Raw genomic sequence first — 15,039 nt, forward strand, 5'->3', positions numbered from 1 at the left:
GACCTCAGCGAAATGCATAACGTGGGAGTGCAGGAACTGCGGCGCCGGCTTGCGCCGGCTGCCTGCAGCGGGCGTTGGCGTGGCGGACGGCATTACCGGTCAACCTCGCCGAACACCAGATCGTAGGTACCGATCATCGCCACCACGTCGGCCAGCATGTGGCCGCGCACGATCGAATCGATCGAGGACAGGTGGGCGAAGCCCGGCGCGCGAAGGTGCACGCGGAACGGCTTGTTGGCGCCATCGGAAACCAGGTAGCAGCCGAACTCGCCCTTCGGGGCTTCAACGGCGGCGTAGGTTTCACCGGCAGGCACGCAATAGCCTTCGCTGAACAGCTTGAAGTGGTGGATCAGCGCTTCCATGTCGTCCTTCATGTCCTCGCGCTTGGGCGGAGCGACCTTGAAGTTCTTGACCATGACCGGACCGGGGTTGGCCTTCAGCCACGCCACGCACTGCTTGATGATGCGGTTGGACTCGCGCATTTCGGCGATGCGGACCAGGTAACGGTCGTAGCAGTCGCCTTCCTTGCCCAGCGGGATGTCGAAATCGACGGCATCGTACTTGGCGTACGGACGCTTCTTGCGCAGGTCCCAGGCAATGCCCGAGCCACGCAGCATCACGCCGGTCATGCCCCACTGGTGGGCCAGTTCCGGCGTCACCACGCCGATGCCGACGGTACGCTGCTTCCAGATACGGTTATCGGTCAGCAGGGTCTCGTATTCGTCGACACGACCCGGGAATTCGTTGGTGAAGTTCTCCAGGAAGTCCAGCAGCGAACCTTCGCGCGCGGCATTGAGGTTCTTCAGGGCCTTGCCCTTGTGCCAGCGCGATTCCTTGTACTTCGGCATGTGGTCCGGCAGGTCGCGGTAGACACCGCCCGGACGGTAGTACGCCGCATGCATGCGCGCGCCGGAGACCGCTTCATAGCAGTCCATCAGCTCTTCGCGCTCGCGGAAGGCGTACAGCATCACCGCCATCGCACCCAGATCGAGGGCGTTGGAACCCAGCCACATCAGGTGGTTGAGGATGCGGGTGATTTCATCGAACAGAGTGCGGATGTACTGCGCACGCTCCGGCGCCTCGATACCCATCAGGGTCTCGATCGAGCGCACGTAGGCGTGCTCGTTGCACATCATCGACACGTAATCCAGGCGATCCATGTAGCCAATCGACTGGTTGAACGGCTTGGACTCGGCCAGCTTTTCGGTACCACGGTGCAGCAGACCCACGTGCGGGTCGGCGCGCATGATGGTTTCGCCGTCCATTTCCAGGATCAGGCGCAACACACCGTGAGCGGCCGGATGCTGCGGACCGAAGTTCATGGTGTAGTTGCGGATTTCCTGCCGGCTCTCGGCCGGGCTGCTGGCGAATGCTTCGCCGGCCTGGTGTACGTGGCTCACTTCACTGCCTCCTGCGCGCGCTCACCTTCTGCGGTCTGCAGGCGGGCGTCGTCGCGGATCACGCGCGGCACGCCGACACGCGGCTCCACCGAGGTGACCGGTTCGTAGATCACGCGCTTCTTTTCTTCGTCGTAGCGGACTTCGACATTGCCGATCAGCGGGAAGTCCTTGCGGAACGGATGACCGACGAAACCGTAGTCGGTCAGGATCCGGCGCAGGTCCGGGTGGCCTTCGAAGATCACGCCGTACAGGTCGAACGCTTCGCGCTCGAACCAGTTCAGGCCCGGCCAGATGCCGGTCAGCGAGGACACCACCGGCAGCGCTTCGTCAGGAGCGAAGCAGCGCAGGTGCATCATCAGGTTGTGCTGGTACGAACGCAGCTGGGCGACCACGGCGAACCGCTGGGTCGGCATGTGCTGCGGGCGGGCGCCGTCGGCACCGTTTTCCTCGGTGGGGAACTCGCCCCACGCGAAACGGCCCTGGGCCTTGCCTTCGACACCACGGCTGAAGCCCTGCGAGGACACATCGGCGGTGTCCCACTCGTCGGAGCCATAACCGAGATAGTCGACGCCGCAGAGATCCACGGCCTGTTCGAAACCAAACTCGTCACGCAGCGCCAGGGCGGTGGCGTGCCACTCGGCGGCAGGCACTTCCAGCGTCACTTCGCCGCGGGGTTCGACCACGATGACCTTCGCACCTGCGAAACGTGCGGAGAGTCGGTCGATGAAGGATGCTTGCTCTGCCATGGGGGCTTGGCGCGCTCTTGTCAGGTGAAGGGGTCAGCGGGCGATGGTCTGTGTACGCCAGATCTTCTTCTGCAGCTGCAGGATCCCGTACACCAGCGCCTCGGCGGTCGGCGGGCAGCCTGGGACATAGACGTCCACCGGCACCACGCGATCACAGCCGCGCACCACAGAATAGGAATAGTGGTAGTAACCACCGCCGTTGGCGCAGCTGCCCATCGAGATGACCCACTTCGGGTCCGGCATCTGGTCATAGACCTTGCGCAGCGCCGGGGCCATCTTGTTGACCAGGGTACCGGCCACGATCATCACGTCGGACTGACGCGGCGACGGGCGGAACACCACGCCGTAGCGGTCAAGGTCCAGGCGCGCGGCACCGGCATGCATCATCTCGACCGCACAGCAGGCCAGGCCGAAGGTCATCGGCCACATCGAGCCGGTACGCGCCCAGTTCAGCAGTGCGTCGACGCTGGTGGTGACGAAGCCCTTTTCCAGCAGCGGGTTGTCGCCTTCCGGCCGCAGGATGTCATCAACCCGGCCTTCCGGCGTCGGATTGTTCATGAGGCCATCGAGAGTCTGAATCACTCCCATTCCAGCGCTCCCTTCTTCCAGACGTAAATGAAACCGAGGAACAGCATGCCGACAAACAGGCCCATGGTGATGAGCGAACGCGCGCCCAGCTCCATGAAGACCTGGGTCCACGGCACGATGAAGATGATTTCCAGGTCGAAGACGATGAACTGGATCGCGATCAGGTAGTAGCGCACGTCGAACTTCATGCGCGCGTCTTCGAAGGCTTCGAAGCCGCACTCGTACGGCGACAGCTTTTCCAGATCGGGGCGGCGGGGACCGAGGAATCGGCCAACCAGCATCAGCGTAATGCCGATACCGGTGGCAACGATCAGAAACAGCAGAGACGGCAAATATTCGGCCAGCACAGCGATTCTCTCTTGCCTCTGCCGCTGCGCCTGCAGGCGCTTTGGCATGGGGGAGTGGACGGGAATCTGCCTGGCGCCTTGCGCGCCAGACGAACCCGCTTTACTTACAAATGGTGCCCAAGAGGGGACTCGAACCCCTACGACCTAAGTCGCTACCACCTCAAGGTAGTGCGTCTACCAATTCCGCCACCTGGGCAAACGATCACATCAGACTATCTTCCCGATGCGCCGCGTATTGTAACCGGCTTCAGTGTTTCTGGGAGCCTTCCGAAGCCTTTTCTTCACCAGAAACCGAAGATTCCGCCTGAGCCGGCACAGTTGCGGCCGGAACCGGGGCGGCCGGGACCGCATCGGCCTTCGGAACGGCCGGCAATTCGCCCGCCGGGGCCGCCGGAGCGGTCACCGCCGGGGCGGACATCAGGCCCAGATCCTGCTCGGCCGCCGGGCGGGTGCCGTGACCGGCATACCAGGCCATGAAGAGGCTGATGCCGAAGAACACGACTGCCAGCCACTTGGTCGACTTGGACAGGAAGTTCGAAGCGCCGCGCGCACCGAACACCGTACCCGAGGCACCGGCGCCAAAGCCCGAACCCGCCGCCGCACCCGAACCACGCTGCATCAGGATCAGCGCGATCATGGCCACAGCGACCAGCACGTAGACGACATTGAGGATCAACATCAGCATTGAAAACCGCCCTCGGACAATACTTCTAGGATTAGTTCGCGGCCGCCGCCCGTGCGATGGCCAGGAAGTCCGCGGCCACCAGGGAGGCGCCACCGACCAGCCCACCATCGACATCCGGCTGCGCGAACAGTTCCCCGGCATTGTCGGGCTTCACGCTACCGCCGTAAACAATGGGCAGTGAATCAGCAATTCTAGCATCGATACGCGCGACTTCGCCACGAATGAACGCGTGCACCTGCTGTGCCTGCTCCTTGGTCGCGGTGCGGCCGGTACCGATGGCCCAGACCGGCTCGTAGGCAACCACGGCCTTGGCGAAACCGGCCGCACCGACCAGCTCCAGCACCGGCGCCAGCTGGCTGGCGATGACCACATTGGTCTGCCCGGCCTCGCGCTGCTCCAGGGTCTCGCCCACGCACAGCACCGGCACCAGGCCGGCATGCTGGGCGGCGGCGAACTTGCGGGCGACCAGCTCGCTGCTTTCATGATGGTACTGGCGGCGCTCGGAATGACCGACCAGGCCGTAGCGGGCACCGACCTCGACCAGCATCGCCGCGCAGACCTCGCCGGTATAGGCCCCCTTCTCGTTGCTGCTCACGTCCTGCGCGCCAAAAGCAAGGCCGGTGTCGCCGAAGTCCTCGACCAGCTCCCCCAGGTACGGCAGCGGCGGCAGGATCACCACGTCCACCCCCTCCAGCGGCAGCCCGGCGGCCACCTGCCCCAGCAGTTCATTGGCGAATTGACGGCTGCCATGCAGCTTCCAGTTTCCGGCGACGATCTTGCGGCGCATGAGCGGGTGGCTCCTGTGTGAAATCAGCCGGTCATGATACCCGCTGCGGCAAAAATTCGTTTCTTTGTAAGCGGTTACATGGAGTTTCAGCCAACGGCGCAGCCCCTCGTGGCGAGGGTTGGGTTGGTCGCGGAGAGCCCGGTTGGATTTGGGGCTTGGCCCGGCGGGTGGGACTGCGCAGGGGACGCTGCAAGTCCCCCTCCGGGGCCCGGCCCAGCCGCTGGCGGCTGTGCGTTCGGGCGCTTGCGAAGCAGTGCTTCGCAAGCAAAGCGCCCTCACCCATGTAAGCTCGGTCGCCGCTTGCTCGTGTGCGCTGTCCTGCGCACACGGCAAGACCGGGGTTGGGCGTCCTGCCCAACCCGCCCGAGGCATGCCTCGGGCCCATGCGGCTCACGCCCCTGCGCAGCCCCACCCGCCCGGCCTCTGACACATTCCGGCGGTTCCGCCCGCCACGGAAAGAAAAAAGAAGAGCAAGAGCAAAGGCAAAAGCTGCATTCCCGTTGCTGCCGGTTGCCCCCCCCCCCCCCCCCCTACCCCACTTCGATCTGACAGATGTGTCGACCAAGGTCGACACCTACCAGGAGCCACCCGCACCCACCGTCACCGGGAATCTGTCGAAGGCAGGGAGGTGTCGGATGGCGGGGTGTCCGCGGCATGGATGCCGCGGCCAAGCCCCCATGGACGGGTTCACGGCGCCCCCGCCATCCGACACCTCCCCGCCTCCCCACGCAGAAACCCAGAGCCGCTTTTGGCTTTGGCTTTGGCCTTTGGCCTCTGCGGGTGCAGGGCGCAGCCCTGCCGAACACCCTCCGCTGCGCTCGCCGGGCATGGCCCGGCGCTACCCGTAATGAAAAAGCCGCCTTTCGGCGGCTTCTTCATTACTTCAGCTTGATCTCGCGCAGGCGTTCTTCAAGGAAGCCGTGGGCGGTGATCGCTTCCGGGTACCGGCTCGGATTGTCCGGGGTGATGCACGACGGCAGCACGTCGATCAGGAAGTCCGGGTTCGGGTGCAGGAAGAACGGCACCGAGTAACGCGGCTGGCGCGCCAGCTCACCCGGGGGGTTGACCACGCGGTGAATGGTCGACGGATACACATGGTTGGTCAGGCGCTGCAGCATGTCGCCGATGTTGACCACGATGGTGTCCGCATCCGAGGTGAACGGCACCCACTCACCATCGTGCGACTGCACTTCGAGGCCGGCGGCACTGGCGCCGACCAGCAGGGTGATGAAGTTGATGTCGCCATGAGCGCCCGCACGCACGTTCGGGATGTCGTCGGTGGTGATCGGCGGGTAATGGATCGGACGCAGGATCGAGTTGCCGAAGTTGGTCTTGTCGGCAAAGAAATTCTCCGGCAAGCCGATGTGCAGGGCCAGCGCCGAAAGCACGCGCGAACCCAGGTTATCCAGCGCCTGGTACAGGCCGTAGCCACGCTCACGGAAGCCCTCGACCTCGGTCGGCCACAGGTTCGGCGCCATCACGTCGCGGTACTTGGAGTCGTCGGCGATCTCGCGGCCGATGTGCCAGAACTCCTTGAGGTCGAAGTGCTTGGAACCCTTGGCGGTTTCAACACCGAACGGGGTGTAGCCGCGGGCGCCGCCGCTGCCGGCCACGTGGTACTTGCGCTTGACCTCATCCGGCAGGGCGAAGAAGGCCTTGAAGGCACCGTAGGCCGCGTCGATGTCGGCCTGCGGGATGCCGTGGTTGCGGATGCCCGCGAATCCCCATTGGCGGTAGGCCGCGCCCAGCTCGGCCACGAAGGCTTCGCGGTCGCTGTCGAAACGGGTGATGTCGAGGGTGGGGATCTGGCTCACAGCGGTTCCTGGCTTGTCGTTGGGTCTGGAGGGGCCTGCGCATTCATGCCCCGCCTGAACATTGTGACAGATCGCCCGGCGAACGCGACTCGATACACTCGATACAAGGAAACAAACCGATACAATGCGCGGCCCGCGCGTATTTAACGATTCCGTCACGTTGGTGTCGCGCGCGGCCCGCCCACCTGAACACGTCCGCACGATGCCCACTGCTCCAGCCAAAACCACCCGCCCTGTAGACACCGCCCGCCGCTGGCGTGGGCTGGCCTGGTGGTCGCTGTTCGTCACCGGCAATGCGATCCTGGCGGCAGTCATCACGCTCGGCAACGTGCCGCTACGCGGTAATCCCGGCGGAGGCCAGGGCCTGGCCTACCTTGCGATCGCCCTGCCCGGCCATCTGCTGGCCTTCGGCGCCCTCGCCGGCCTGCTGCCACTGCTGCTGGGCCTGTGGACGCGCAGTGCACGCACGTTGAGCATCAGCGCAGTGCTGCTGCAGGGCCTGTGGCTGTGCCTGCTGCTGGTCGATGCCAAGGTATTCACGCTGTATCGCTTCCACCTCAATGCCATGGTGGTGAACATGGTGTTCGGGGGAGCACTGCAGGACCAAGTCGCATTGTCCTGGAAGACCTGGCTGCAGATCGGCCTGTTGGTGTCGGCGATCTTTACCGCTGAGGGCCTGCTGGCCTGGGCGTGCTGGAAGCTGCTGCCAGCGGCGCCGCGTCGGCGCCGGGTGCTGCAGGCCTGGGCGGTGGTCGTCCTGCTGATGGCCGGCGGCCAGGTCGCCACTGCCTACTACGATGCACGTGGCGACCGTGACGTGATCGCCCAGTGGAATTACCTGCCCTGGGCCCAGCCCATCACGGCCAAGAGCTTCATGCGCAGGCTGGGCGTGGTCAGCGAACCGCAGGTTGGGCTGCCCGATCCGCGCCATGCCCAGTTGCTGTATCCGCTACAGCCGCTGCGCTGCCAGAATCCGCACCGCCCCAACGTGCTGATGGTGGTGCTGGAATCCCTGCGCCACGATGCACTGACGGCGGAGGTCATGCCGAATACCTCGGCGCTGGCTCAGTCAGCGCGCGTGTATGACCGCCACTTCAGCACCGGCAACGCCACCCGTTACGGTCTGTTCGGCCTGTTGTACGGCCTCCCTGGTGGTTACTGGCAGAGCATGCTGGACGAGCAGCGCGGCTCGCAGTTGTTCCAGGTGCTGGGGCAGCAGGGCTACGACCTGCACCTGTATGGCAGCGCGCCGCTGTACAGCCCCGAATTCGACCGCACCGCGTTCGCCGACGTACGCAACCAACTGCATCAGGGGCCCTCCGAGCTGGGTTCGGAGGGACGCGACCGTGCCATCGTCGCCTCGCTGCAGCAGGACATCCGCACCAGCCAGGCCGCGCACAAGCCGTGGTTCGGCTTCGTATTCCTCGATTCCACCCACGCGCCGTACCACATGCCCGCCGGGTACCCGGCTCTGGCCACGCCAATGGCCGGCGAAATCGACTTCCTCAAGTTCGGCCCCGAGCATGACCCGACCCCCGAGCTGAACCGCTACCGCACCGCCGTGCACTACGCCGACAGCCTGGTGGGCACGTTGCTGGACGACCTGCGCGCACAGGGCCTGGATCAGGACACCATCGTGCTGGTCACCGGCGACCACGCCGAGGAATTCAACGACCTCGCACTGAATTACTGGGGCCACAACGGCAACTTCTCGGATTACCAGTTGCAGGTGCCATTCGTGCTGCACTGGCCGGGCCGGGGCAGCGCGCGCGAATCCCGCACCAGTTCGCATGAGGACTGGGTCCCGACGTTGATGCGCCACGCGCTGGGCTGCGAGAACGCGCTGACCGACTTCAGCACCGGCCAGGATCTGTTGGCCGAGCCCAGCGGCGAACGTGCACTGGTGGTGGAAAGCTGGTCGCAACGCGCTGTCCGCCATGGCAACGCCATCTATGTGTTCGACAAGTTCGGCAACGCAACCGCTCTGGATCTGCAGTACCGCGCGCTGCCGCAGCAGGCCCCGGATGCCACCGCCGTCCGTACCGCATGGGAAGCGCTGACCCGCTTCCGCAACCGCTGACCACAGAGGATGGTTTCCATGAAACGCCCGCTGCGCATCCTGCATACCGAAGCCGCCAAGGGCATGGGTGGGCAGGAAATCTACATCTTCCGCCACATGCAGGTGATGCGTGCGCGCGGCCATGAGGTATCCCTGCTGTGTCAGCCCGATGCACGCCTGGCCCAGCTGGCACGTGATGATGGATTCACCGTACACACCCTGCGCATGGGTGGACTGGCCCGACTGCTGCGTGGCATCTGGTCGGTATCACGACTGGTGCGCCGCGAGCGCTACGACGTGGTCAATACCACCAGCCGCCGCGATGCACTGATCGCCGCCGCCGGTGCACGCCTGGGTGGAACCCCGCTCGTGGTGCGCTCGCGCCATCTGATGAGCCCGGTCAACTCGCTGCTGACGTATACCAGGCTTCCCCACCGGATCATCACCGTCAGCGACTTCGTCAAGCGGTTGCTGGTCGACCGCGGCATCGCTGCCGGGCATATTGGCATCGTGCCGCCGATGGCGACGCCGCCACGCTGGGACGTCTCCGAGCAGAGCGATCCCTGGACGAGACTGCAGGAGACCCGCGCGCACGTGCGTGCTGAACTCGGTTTCGCCGAGCATGACATCGTGATTGGCTGCGTGGCCGTGCTGCGCGAACCCAAGGGCCATGCCGAACTGCTGCGCGCCATTGCGCCTTTGTGCAAGGCCAACCCCGATCTGCACCTGGCCGTGGTCGGAGACGGAGAGCCAGTAATGGGCCGGCTGCTGGCCCTGCGCAGCGAACTCGGCCTGGAGCAGCAGGTGCATCTGCTCGGCTTCCGCAGCGAGGCTCATCGACTGATGGCGGGCTTCGACATCTTCGCCCTGGCGACCCACAAGGAAGCTTCGGGAACAGTTTTCCTGGAAGCCGCGCAGGCAGCACTGCCAATCGTCTCGCACCGCGTTGGCGGCGTGCCTGAAATGCTGGTGGAAGGCAGCAATGCCATCCTCACCCGGCTGGGCGATGAAGCGGCCCTCACCGGCGCGTTGCGGTTGCTGGTGGAGGATCAGGAGCGTCGACGACAGATGGGCCGTGCCGGCTGGGACTGGATCCGAACCACCTCGCGCTTCAGCACGGCCGGTCATGGCGAGGCGACCGAGAATTATTACCTGCAATGGTTGAAGGAGCTGGGTCATGGCTAATGCCCGAACCGTACCGGTGCTGATGCACCACCATGTCAGCAACTCACCTGGCATGATCACCGTATCCCCGGAGAACTTCGAGAGCCAGATCGCGTGGCTTGCACGTACCGGCTGGACGTCATTGACGCTGGACCAGTACGCCGGCTTCCTCGCCGGCAAACCGGTACCGCGCAAGTCGATCGTGATCACGTTCGACGACGGCTATCTGGACAACTGGGTCTATGCCCATCCGATCCTGCAGAAGTACGGCATGCATGCGGTGGTATTCGTGGTCACCGGCTGGATGCATGAAGGTCCGGCGCGCCCGCACGCAGGCATCGAAGGCGCCCAGCTGCCGGCTACGCCGGAGCATCGTGCCTGCGAAGACCTGATCTACAAGCAGGGCCGCAGCGACGAAGTGATGATGCGCTGGAGCGAAGCACGCGCCGCGATCGAGGCCGGCACGTTCGAGGTCCACTGCCATACCCACAGCCACACCCGCTGGCTGAAGCGTGATGATCTGGATCGCGCACAACGCCGGGAAGGCATCAGTGGCGATCTGGCGATGGCCAAGCAAACGCTGCTCGAGAAGCTCGGCGAGGTCTCCGACACGCTGTGCTGGCCTTATGGCGACTTCGACGATGACTACATCGAGGTGGCGCGCGAACAGGGCTTCCGCTATCTGCACACCACCCATCCATTTGGCCGCAACGTGGTTGGTGGAGATCCAGAGCGCATCTACCGCTTTGCGATCCGCAACCGCCCGGCCAGCTGGCTGCGCAAGCGCATCGCCTGGAGTTACAACCCGCTGATTGCACCGATCTTCAACAGTTTCAAGGCGCGGCAGAAGAAGATGGTGCCGGGCCCGTAAACGGCGGTTCCATCCCGGTGTTCATCAGCACCCGATTCTCGAATGGATTCCAAGGAACAGTGAAGGCAATGAACATTCTGGTGACCGGCGGCGCTGGCTACATCGGCTCACATGCATGCGTCGAGCTGCAGCAGCAGGGGCATCGCGTGGTCATCGTGGATTCGCTGTGCAACAGCGACGCCAGCGTCGTCGAGCGTATCGGACAGATCACCGGTACGGCGCCGGTGTTCGTGCAGACGGACATCCGTGATCGACCGCGTATGGCCACCCTGATGCGGCAGCATGCGATCGATGCTGTGCTGCATTTTGCGGCGCTCAAATCCGTGGGCGAATCGCAGAAGGTGCCCCTGCAGTACTTCGACAGCAACATCAGCGGCACCATTGCCCTGCTCGGTGCAATGCAGGATTCGGGGGTGGCGTTGCTGGTCTTCAGCTCCTCCGCCACTGTGTACGGCAACCAGGAGCACTGCCCGGTGGCCGAATCCGCTTCAACCTGTGCAATGACGCCCTATGGGCGTACCAAGCTGGTGGTGGAGCAGCTGCTTGCCGACCTGATCGCCACGGGCCCGGACCTGCACGTGGCGACGCTTCGCTACTTCAACCCGGTCGGCGCCCATGACACTGCATTGATCGGCGAGCTGCCGCACGGCACGCCGAGCAACCTGATGCCCTACATCGCGCAGGTTGCCGCCGGGCTGCTGCCGGAAGTCCAGGTCTTCGGTGATGACTATCCGACCCACGACGGCACCGGTGTACGCGACTACATCCACGTCCAGGATGTAGCCAACGCCCATGTACTGGCCCTGCAGTTCCTGCGCGACGAACGGCGCAGCATCACACTCAACCTCGGTACCGGCCAGGGTCACAGCGTGCTGGAGCTGATCCAGGCCTTCGAGCACACCACCGGAATTCGGATTCCGTTCCGCATCGTTCCGCGACGCAATGGTGACATCGCCGTCAGCTTCGCCGACGCCTCGCTGGCACTGCGCGAGCTGGGCTGGAAGGCCCGGCACACGTTGGCCGATATGTGTCGTGACACATGGAAGTGGCAGAGAGAAATGCCGGCCCAAGCGCCAACAACATCCCGATGAACGAACAGCTGTGCCTGCCTGCGCCGTGACGCAGGCAGGTACCACCGGTCAAAAGAGACGCCTGGGCCCGCTCTGCTCGATCTCATCGCGGGTATTGCCGCTACTCGTCACGGGAGACCGGCCGCGCATTGCCCGGATCGCTTGGACGCTACATCCGCGGGTGATCCCAATACGCGCACTTCGGCTCCTATCGAGGTTCCAGGTTACCCCGTCACCAGACTCAGGCGGCGGCTTCGCGCACCGCGGCAGACAGGCGATCGAGCGTCTCCTGCATCAGTGTCGCGTCATCGGCCTCGACCGTGACCCGCACCACCGGTTCGGTACCGGACGGACGCAGGAACGCACGACCACGACCGGCCACCGCATGCTGCGCGTCGGCAAGCGCGGACTGCACACTTCCAGCCTGCACCGTGGCCTTGGCCGAGACATTGCCCAGCCGCACGTTGACCGTCTTCTGCGGCACCCGCACCAGCCCCTTCAGCGCCTGGCGCAGGGTCTGGCCGTTGTTGCGCAGCGCTACCAGCACCTGCAGGGCACTGACGATGCCATCGCCGGTGGTGGCCCGATCCAGGCACAGCAGGTGCCCCGACGCTTCACCGCCGAGCACGCCACCACCTTCGGTCAGCACCTGGTGCACGTAGCGGTCACCGACGTTGCTGCGCAGGAACGGAATCTGCAGATCGGCGAAGGCCTTCTCCACACCGTAGTTGCTCATCAGCGTACCGACCACCGGACCGCGCAGGCGACCTTCGTCCTTCCACGCACGCGCCAGGATGTACAGCAGATCATCACCGTCGACCGGATTGCCCTGGTCGTCGGCCATCAGCACGCGGTCGCCGTCGCCATCGAAGGCGATGCCGAGATCGGCGCGGGTCTCGCGGACCTTGGCTGCCAGGTTGTCGATGTGGGTGGAACCGACGCCGGCGTTGATGTTGACGCCGTTGGGTTCAGCACCGATACCGATCACTTCCGCACCCAGCTCACGGAACAGCAGCGGTGCGATCTGGTAGGTGGCCCCATGCGCACAGTCCAGGACCAGGCGCACGCCACGCAGGTCGAATGCACGCGGCACGCTGGCCTTGCAGAATTCGATGTAGCGGCCAACCGCCTCACGTGCGCGCGAGGCCTTGCCCAGCTTCTCCGATTCAGCAGTGGTGAACGGCACATCCAGTGCCGCTTCCAGCGCCAGTTCGGTGGCATCGTCGAGCTTCTCGCCCTGGGCGGAGAAGAACTTGATGCCGTTGTCGTAGTGCGGATTGTGCGAAGCACTGATGACGATGCCGGCATCCACGCCCAGCGTGCGGGTCAGGAAGGCCACGGCCGGGGTCGGCATCGGGCCCAGCAACTGCACGTCGGCGCCGGCAGCGACCAGTCCGGCCTCCAGCGCCGCTTCGAACATGTAGCCGGAAATGCGGGTGTCCTTGCCGATGATCACGATCGGCCGGCGCCCATCCTGGCCACGCTGGGCCACCAGCACCCGGCCCAGGGCGTTGCCCAGACGCAACACGAAGTCGGCCGAGATCACGCCCTGGCCGACCCGCCCACGGATGCCATCAGTACCGAAGTACTTGCGGCCTCCCATCAGGCCACCTCCGGCGCCGGCTGACGGCCCAGCATCGCCAGCAGGTCGGCGAGACGGTCACGCATTTCACGGCGGTCGCAGATCTGATCGATGGCGCCGTGCTCGAGCAGGAACTCCGAACGCTGGAAGCCTTCCGGCAGCTTTTCACGCACGGTCTGTTCGATCACGCGCGGGCCGGCGAAACCGATCAGTGCCTGCGGCTCGGCGATGTTGATATCGCCCAGCATCGCAAACGATGCCGACACGCCACCGGTGGTCGGGTGGGTCAGCACCGAAATGAACGGCAGGCCGGCTTCACGCAGCTTGCCCAGCGCCGCCGAGGTCTTGGCCATCTGCATCAGCGAGAACAGGCCTTCCTGCATACGCGCCCCGCCACTCTGCGAGAAGCACACATAAGGAGCGCCGATCTCGACTGCGGTTTCGGCAGCCAGCGAGAAACGCTCACCCACCACCGAACCCATCGAGCCGCCCATGAAGGCGAAGTCGAACGACGAGGCCACCAGCGCACGGCCCTTGAGCAGGCCGCGCATGGCGATCAGCGCGTCGTACTCACCGGTGTTCTTCTGCGCGATCTTGATGCGCTCGCTGTACTTCTTCTGGTCCTTGAACTTGAGCAGGTCGGTCGGGCCCAGGCGCGCAGCGATCTCGGTGGTGCTGTCGGCGTCGAACAACGCCGCCAGGCGCGCACGTGCACGGATCGCCATGTGGTGGCCGCACTTCGGGCAGACCTCCAGGTTCTCTTCCAGTTCCGGCCGGTACAACGCGCTGCCGCAGTTGCTGCACTTTTCCCACAGGCCCTCGGGGACACTGCGCTTCTTGCTGGGGGTGTTGTCGGTGCGGATGCCGGACGGCATCAACTTGCTGAGCCAACTCATGCGGGAGGACACTTCCGTTCAGGGCGGCCCAAGGGCCGCAAAGGCGGACAGTCTAGCTCCGCTTTCCCTGCCCGTGCACCCCCTGTGCGACCGGCGGAAGGCCGGAAAAAACCATGCTGGGACGTACGTTTAGCGCGGCAACGCCGTGCGGGTAGCGCCGGGCCATGCCCGGCGGATACCCTTGCGCCCCGCACCGCCGGGCATGGCCCGGCGCTACCGTTACTGGTCCAGCGCCTGCCGCAGCGGGGCCAGGAAGGCAGCGGCACGCTGCGCGGCCTGTTCTACCGAGCCCGCCTCAGCCAGGGCAGCGACCAGCGCGCTGCCGACCACCACGCCATCGGCCTGGCGGGCCATGGCCGCGGCACTGGCTGCATCCTTGATGCCGAAGCCTGCCACCACCGGCACCGTGGCGCGCGCGCGGAGGGCCTGCAGCCGAGCGCTTGCGGCATCGCTGTCCAGTCGCTCGGAGGCACCGGTGACGCCGGCGAAGCTGACGTAGTAAAGGTAACCACGCGCCAATGCCAACAGCTTGTCGGCACGTGCCTCGCTGGTGGTCGGCGAGGCCAGCAGCACCAGCGCCAGGCCGGCTGCATCGAAGGCCTGCTGCGCCTCACCGGCTTCTTCCGGCGGCAGGTCGACCAGCAGCACGCCATCGACGCCAGCGTCCACGGCGGTGCTGGCAAATGCTGCGTAGCCATGGATCTCCACCGGGTTCAGGTAGCCCATCAGTACCACCGGGGTCTGCGCGTCGCGCTCGCGGAACTGCGCCACCGCCTGCAGCACGTAACGGCTGCCAGCACCGCGTGCCAGCGCGCGCTCGGAGCTGCGCTGGATGGTTGGGCCGTCGGCCATCGGGTCGGAGAACGGCACGCCCAGCTCAATCACATCGGCACCGGCGCCGACCAGTGCATGCATCACCGGCACGGTCGCCTCCAGCGAGGGATCGCCGGCGGTGATGAATGGGATCAGCGCCTTGCGCTGCTGCGCGCGCAGGCGCTGGAAACAGGCATCGAGTCGGGAAACAGGCATC

Annotated in this window: 14 protein-coding genes and 1 tRNA gene; 4 read left to right on the forward strand and 11 right to left on the reverse strand. The window is 65.2% G+C overall.

Going from position 1 to position 15,039, the window contains the following annotated elements; genetic code table 11:
• Nucleotides 1–92: 92 nt before the first annotated feature.
• The 8 genes from SMAL_RS14395 to SMAL_RS14430 form a co-directional block, all read right to left on the reverse strand.
• Nucleotides 93–1,400: an NADH-quinone oxidoreductase subunit D gene (locus SMAL_RS14395; protein WP_012511710.1), complete on the reverse strand. Its 1,308-nt coding sequence runs from the start codon at nucleotides 1,398–1,400 to the stop codon at nucleotides 93–95.
• Nucleotides 1,397–2,146 carry an NADH-quinone oxidoreductase subunit C gene (locus SMAL_RS14400; RefSeq protein WP_005410462.1) on the reverse strand — a complete coding sequence of 250 codons (750 nt, stop codon included), beginning with the start codon at nucleotides 2,144–2,146 and terminating at the stop codon, nucleotides 1,397–1,399. Before SMAL_RS14400 ends, SMAL_RS14395 begins: the two co-directional genes overlap by 4 nt.
• A 33-nt stretch (nucleotides 2,147–2,179) precedes the next feature.
• Entirely contained in the window at nucleotides 2,180–2,734 is a 555-nt protein-coding gene (locus SMAL_RS14405; RefSeq protein WP_005410463.1) for a NuoB/complex I 20 kDa subunit family protein, read from the reverse strand.
• Nucleotides 2,725–3,081 (reverse strand): NADH-quinone oxidoreductase subunit A, encoded by a 357-nt coding sequence (locus SMAL_RS14410; protein WP_008265012.1) that lies wholly within the window; start codon nucleotides 3,079–3,081, stop codon nucleotides 2,725–2,727. Before SMAL_RS14410 ends, SMAL_RS14405 begins: the two co-directional genes overlap by 10 nt.
• Before the next feature lie 111 nt (nucleotides 3,082–3,192).
• Nucleotides 3,193–3,277 (reverse strand) — tRNA-Leu (locus tag SMAL_RS14415).
• 51 nt (nucleotides 3,278–3,328) lie between these two features.
• Complete coding sequence (secG, locus tag SMAL_RS14420; protein ID WP_012511711.1) at nucleotides 3,329–3,766, reverse strand: preprotein translocase subunit SecG; 438 nt, start codon at nucleotides 3,764–3,766, stop codon at nucleotides 3,329–3,331.
• Nucleotides 3,767–3,797: 31 nt separating this feature from the next.
• Entirely contained in the window at nucleotides 3,798–4,553 is a 756-nt protein-coding gene (gene tpiA, locus SMAL_RS14425; RefSeq protein ID WP_012511712.1) for a triose-phosphate isomerase, read from the reverse strand.
• Between the two features lie 878 nt (nucleotides 4,554–5,431).
• Nucleotides 5,432–6,367: an isopenicillin N synthase family dioxygenase gene (locus SMAL_RS14430; protein WP_012511713.1), complete on the reverse strand. Its 936-nt coding sequence runs from the start codon at nucleotides 6,365–6,367 to the stop codon at nucleotides 5,432–5,434.
• Nucleotides 6,368–6,569: 202 nt separating this feature from the next.
• Between SMAL_RS14430 and SMAL_RS14435 the strand changes: the two genes are divergently transcribed.
• From SMAL_RS14435 to galE, 4 genes are all read left to right on the forward strand, one after another.
• A complete protein-coding gene (locus SMAL_RS14435) occupies nucleotides 6,570–8,447 on the forward strand; it encodes a DUF3413 domain-containing protein (RefSeq protein ID WP_012511714.1) in 1,878 nt (625 codons plus the stop codon).
• A gap of 18 nt (nucleotides 8,448–8,465) precedes the next feature.
• Nucleotides 8,466–9,611, forward strand: a complete 1,146-nt coding sequence (locus tag SMAL_RS14440) for a glycosyltransferase family 4 protein (protein WP_012511715.1) — start codon at nucleotides 8,466–8,468, stop codon at nucleotides 9,609–9,611.
• The gene (locus tag SMAL_RS14445) at nucleotides 9,604–10,461 is read left to right on the forward strand and encodes a polysaccharide deacetylase family protein (protein ID WP_006381146.1); all 858 of its coding nucleotides are present in this window, start codon (nucleotides 9,604–9,606) and stop codon (nucleotides 10,459–10,461) included. The genes SMAL_RS14440 and SMAL_RS14445 overlap by 8 nt, the downstream gene beginning before the upstream one ends.
• Before the next feature lie 68 nt (nucleotides 10,462–10,529).
• Nucleotides 10,530–11,552, forward strand: coding sequence for a UDP-glucose 4-epimerase GalE (galE, locus tag SMAL_RS14450; protein WP_012511716.1), 1,023 nt, complete (start codon nucleotides 10,530–10,532; stop codon nucleotides 11,550–11,552).
• Between the two features lie 220 nt (nucleotides 11,553–11,772).
• Here galE and glmM read toward each other — a convergent pair whose 3' ends face one another.
• The 3 genes from glmM to trpA all read right to left on the reverse strand — a co-directional run bounded on the left by glmM (nucleotide 11,773) and on the right by trpA (nucleotide 15,038).
• Nucleotides 11,773–13,134, reverse strand: a complete 1,362-nt coding sequence (glmM, locus tag SMAL_RS14455) for a phosphoglucosamine mutase (RefSeq protein ID WP_012511717.1) — start codon at nucleotides 13,132–13,134, stop codon at nucleotides 11,773–11,775.
• Nucleotides 13,134–14,009: an acetyl-CoA carboxylase, carboxyltransferase subunit beta gene (gene accD / locus SMAL_RS14460; RefSeq protein ID WP_006381208.1), complete on the reverse strand. Its 876-nt coding sequence runs from the start codon at nucleotides 14,007–14,009 to the stop codon at nucleotides 13,134–13,136. Before accD ends, glmM begins: the two co-directional genes overlap by 1 nt.
• 219 nt (nucleotides 14,010–14,228) lie before the next feature.
• The gene (gene trpA, locus SMAL_RS14465) at nucleotides 14,229–15,038 is read right to left on the reverse strand and encodes a tryptophan synthase subunit alpha (protein WP_006381251.1); all 810 of its coding nucleotides are present in this window, start codon (nucleotides 15,036–15,038) and stop codon (nucleotides 14,229–14,231) included.
• Nucleotide 15,039 lies beyond the last annotated feature (1 nt).

It is taken from the genome of Stenotrophomonas maltophilia R551-3 (genome assembly GCF_000020665.1).
Classification (GTDB): Bacteria; Pseudomonadota; Gammaproteobacteria; order Xanthomonadales; family Xanthomonadaceae; genus Stenotrophomonas; species Stenotrophomonas maltophilia_L.

Coding starts and splice junctions, on each gene's coding strand:
- SMAL_RS14400 (WP_005410462.1), bottom strand. CDS start 2,146: ATGGCAGAGCAAGCATCCTTCATCGACCGACTCTCCGCACGTTTCGCA.
- SMAL_RS14405 (WP_005410463.1), bottom strand. CDS start 2,734: ATGGGAGTGATTCAGACTCTCGATGGCCTCATGAACAATCCGACGCCG.
- secG (WP_012511711.1), bottom strand. CDS start 3,766: ATGCTGATGTTGATCCTCAATGTCGTCTACGTGCTGGTCGCTGTGGCC.
- tpiA (WP_012511712.1), bottom strand. CDS start 4,553: ATGCGCCGCAAGATCGTCGCCGGAAACTGGAAGCTGCATGGCAGCCGT.
- SMAL_RS14435 (WP_012511714.1), top strand. CDS start 6,570: ATGCCCACTGCTCCAGCCAAAACCACCCGCCCTGTAGACACCGCCCGC.
- SMAL_RS14440 (WP_012511715.1), top strand. CDS start 8,466: ATGAAACGCCCGCTGCGCATCCTGCATACCGAAGCCGCCAAGGGCATG.
- SMAL_RS14445 (WP_006381146.1), top strand. CDS start 9,604: ATGGCTAATGCCCGAACCGTACCGGTGCTGATGCACCACCATGTCAGC.
- galE (WP_012511716.1), top strand. CDS start 10,530: ATGAACATTCTGGTGACCGGCGGCGCTGGCTACATCGGCTCACATGCA.
- glmM (WP_012511717.1), bottom strand. CDS start 13,134: ATGGGAGGCCGCAAGTACTTCGGTACTGATGGCATCCGTGGGCGGGTC.
- accD (WP_006381208.1), bottom strand. CDS start 14,009: ATGAGTTGGCTCAGCAAGTTGATGCCGTCCGGCATCCGCACCGACAAC.
- trpA (WP_006381251.1), bottom strand. CDS start 15,038: ATGCCTGTTTCCCGACTCGATGCCTGTTTCCAGCGCCTGCGCGCGCAG.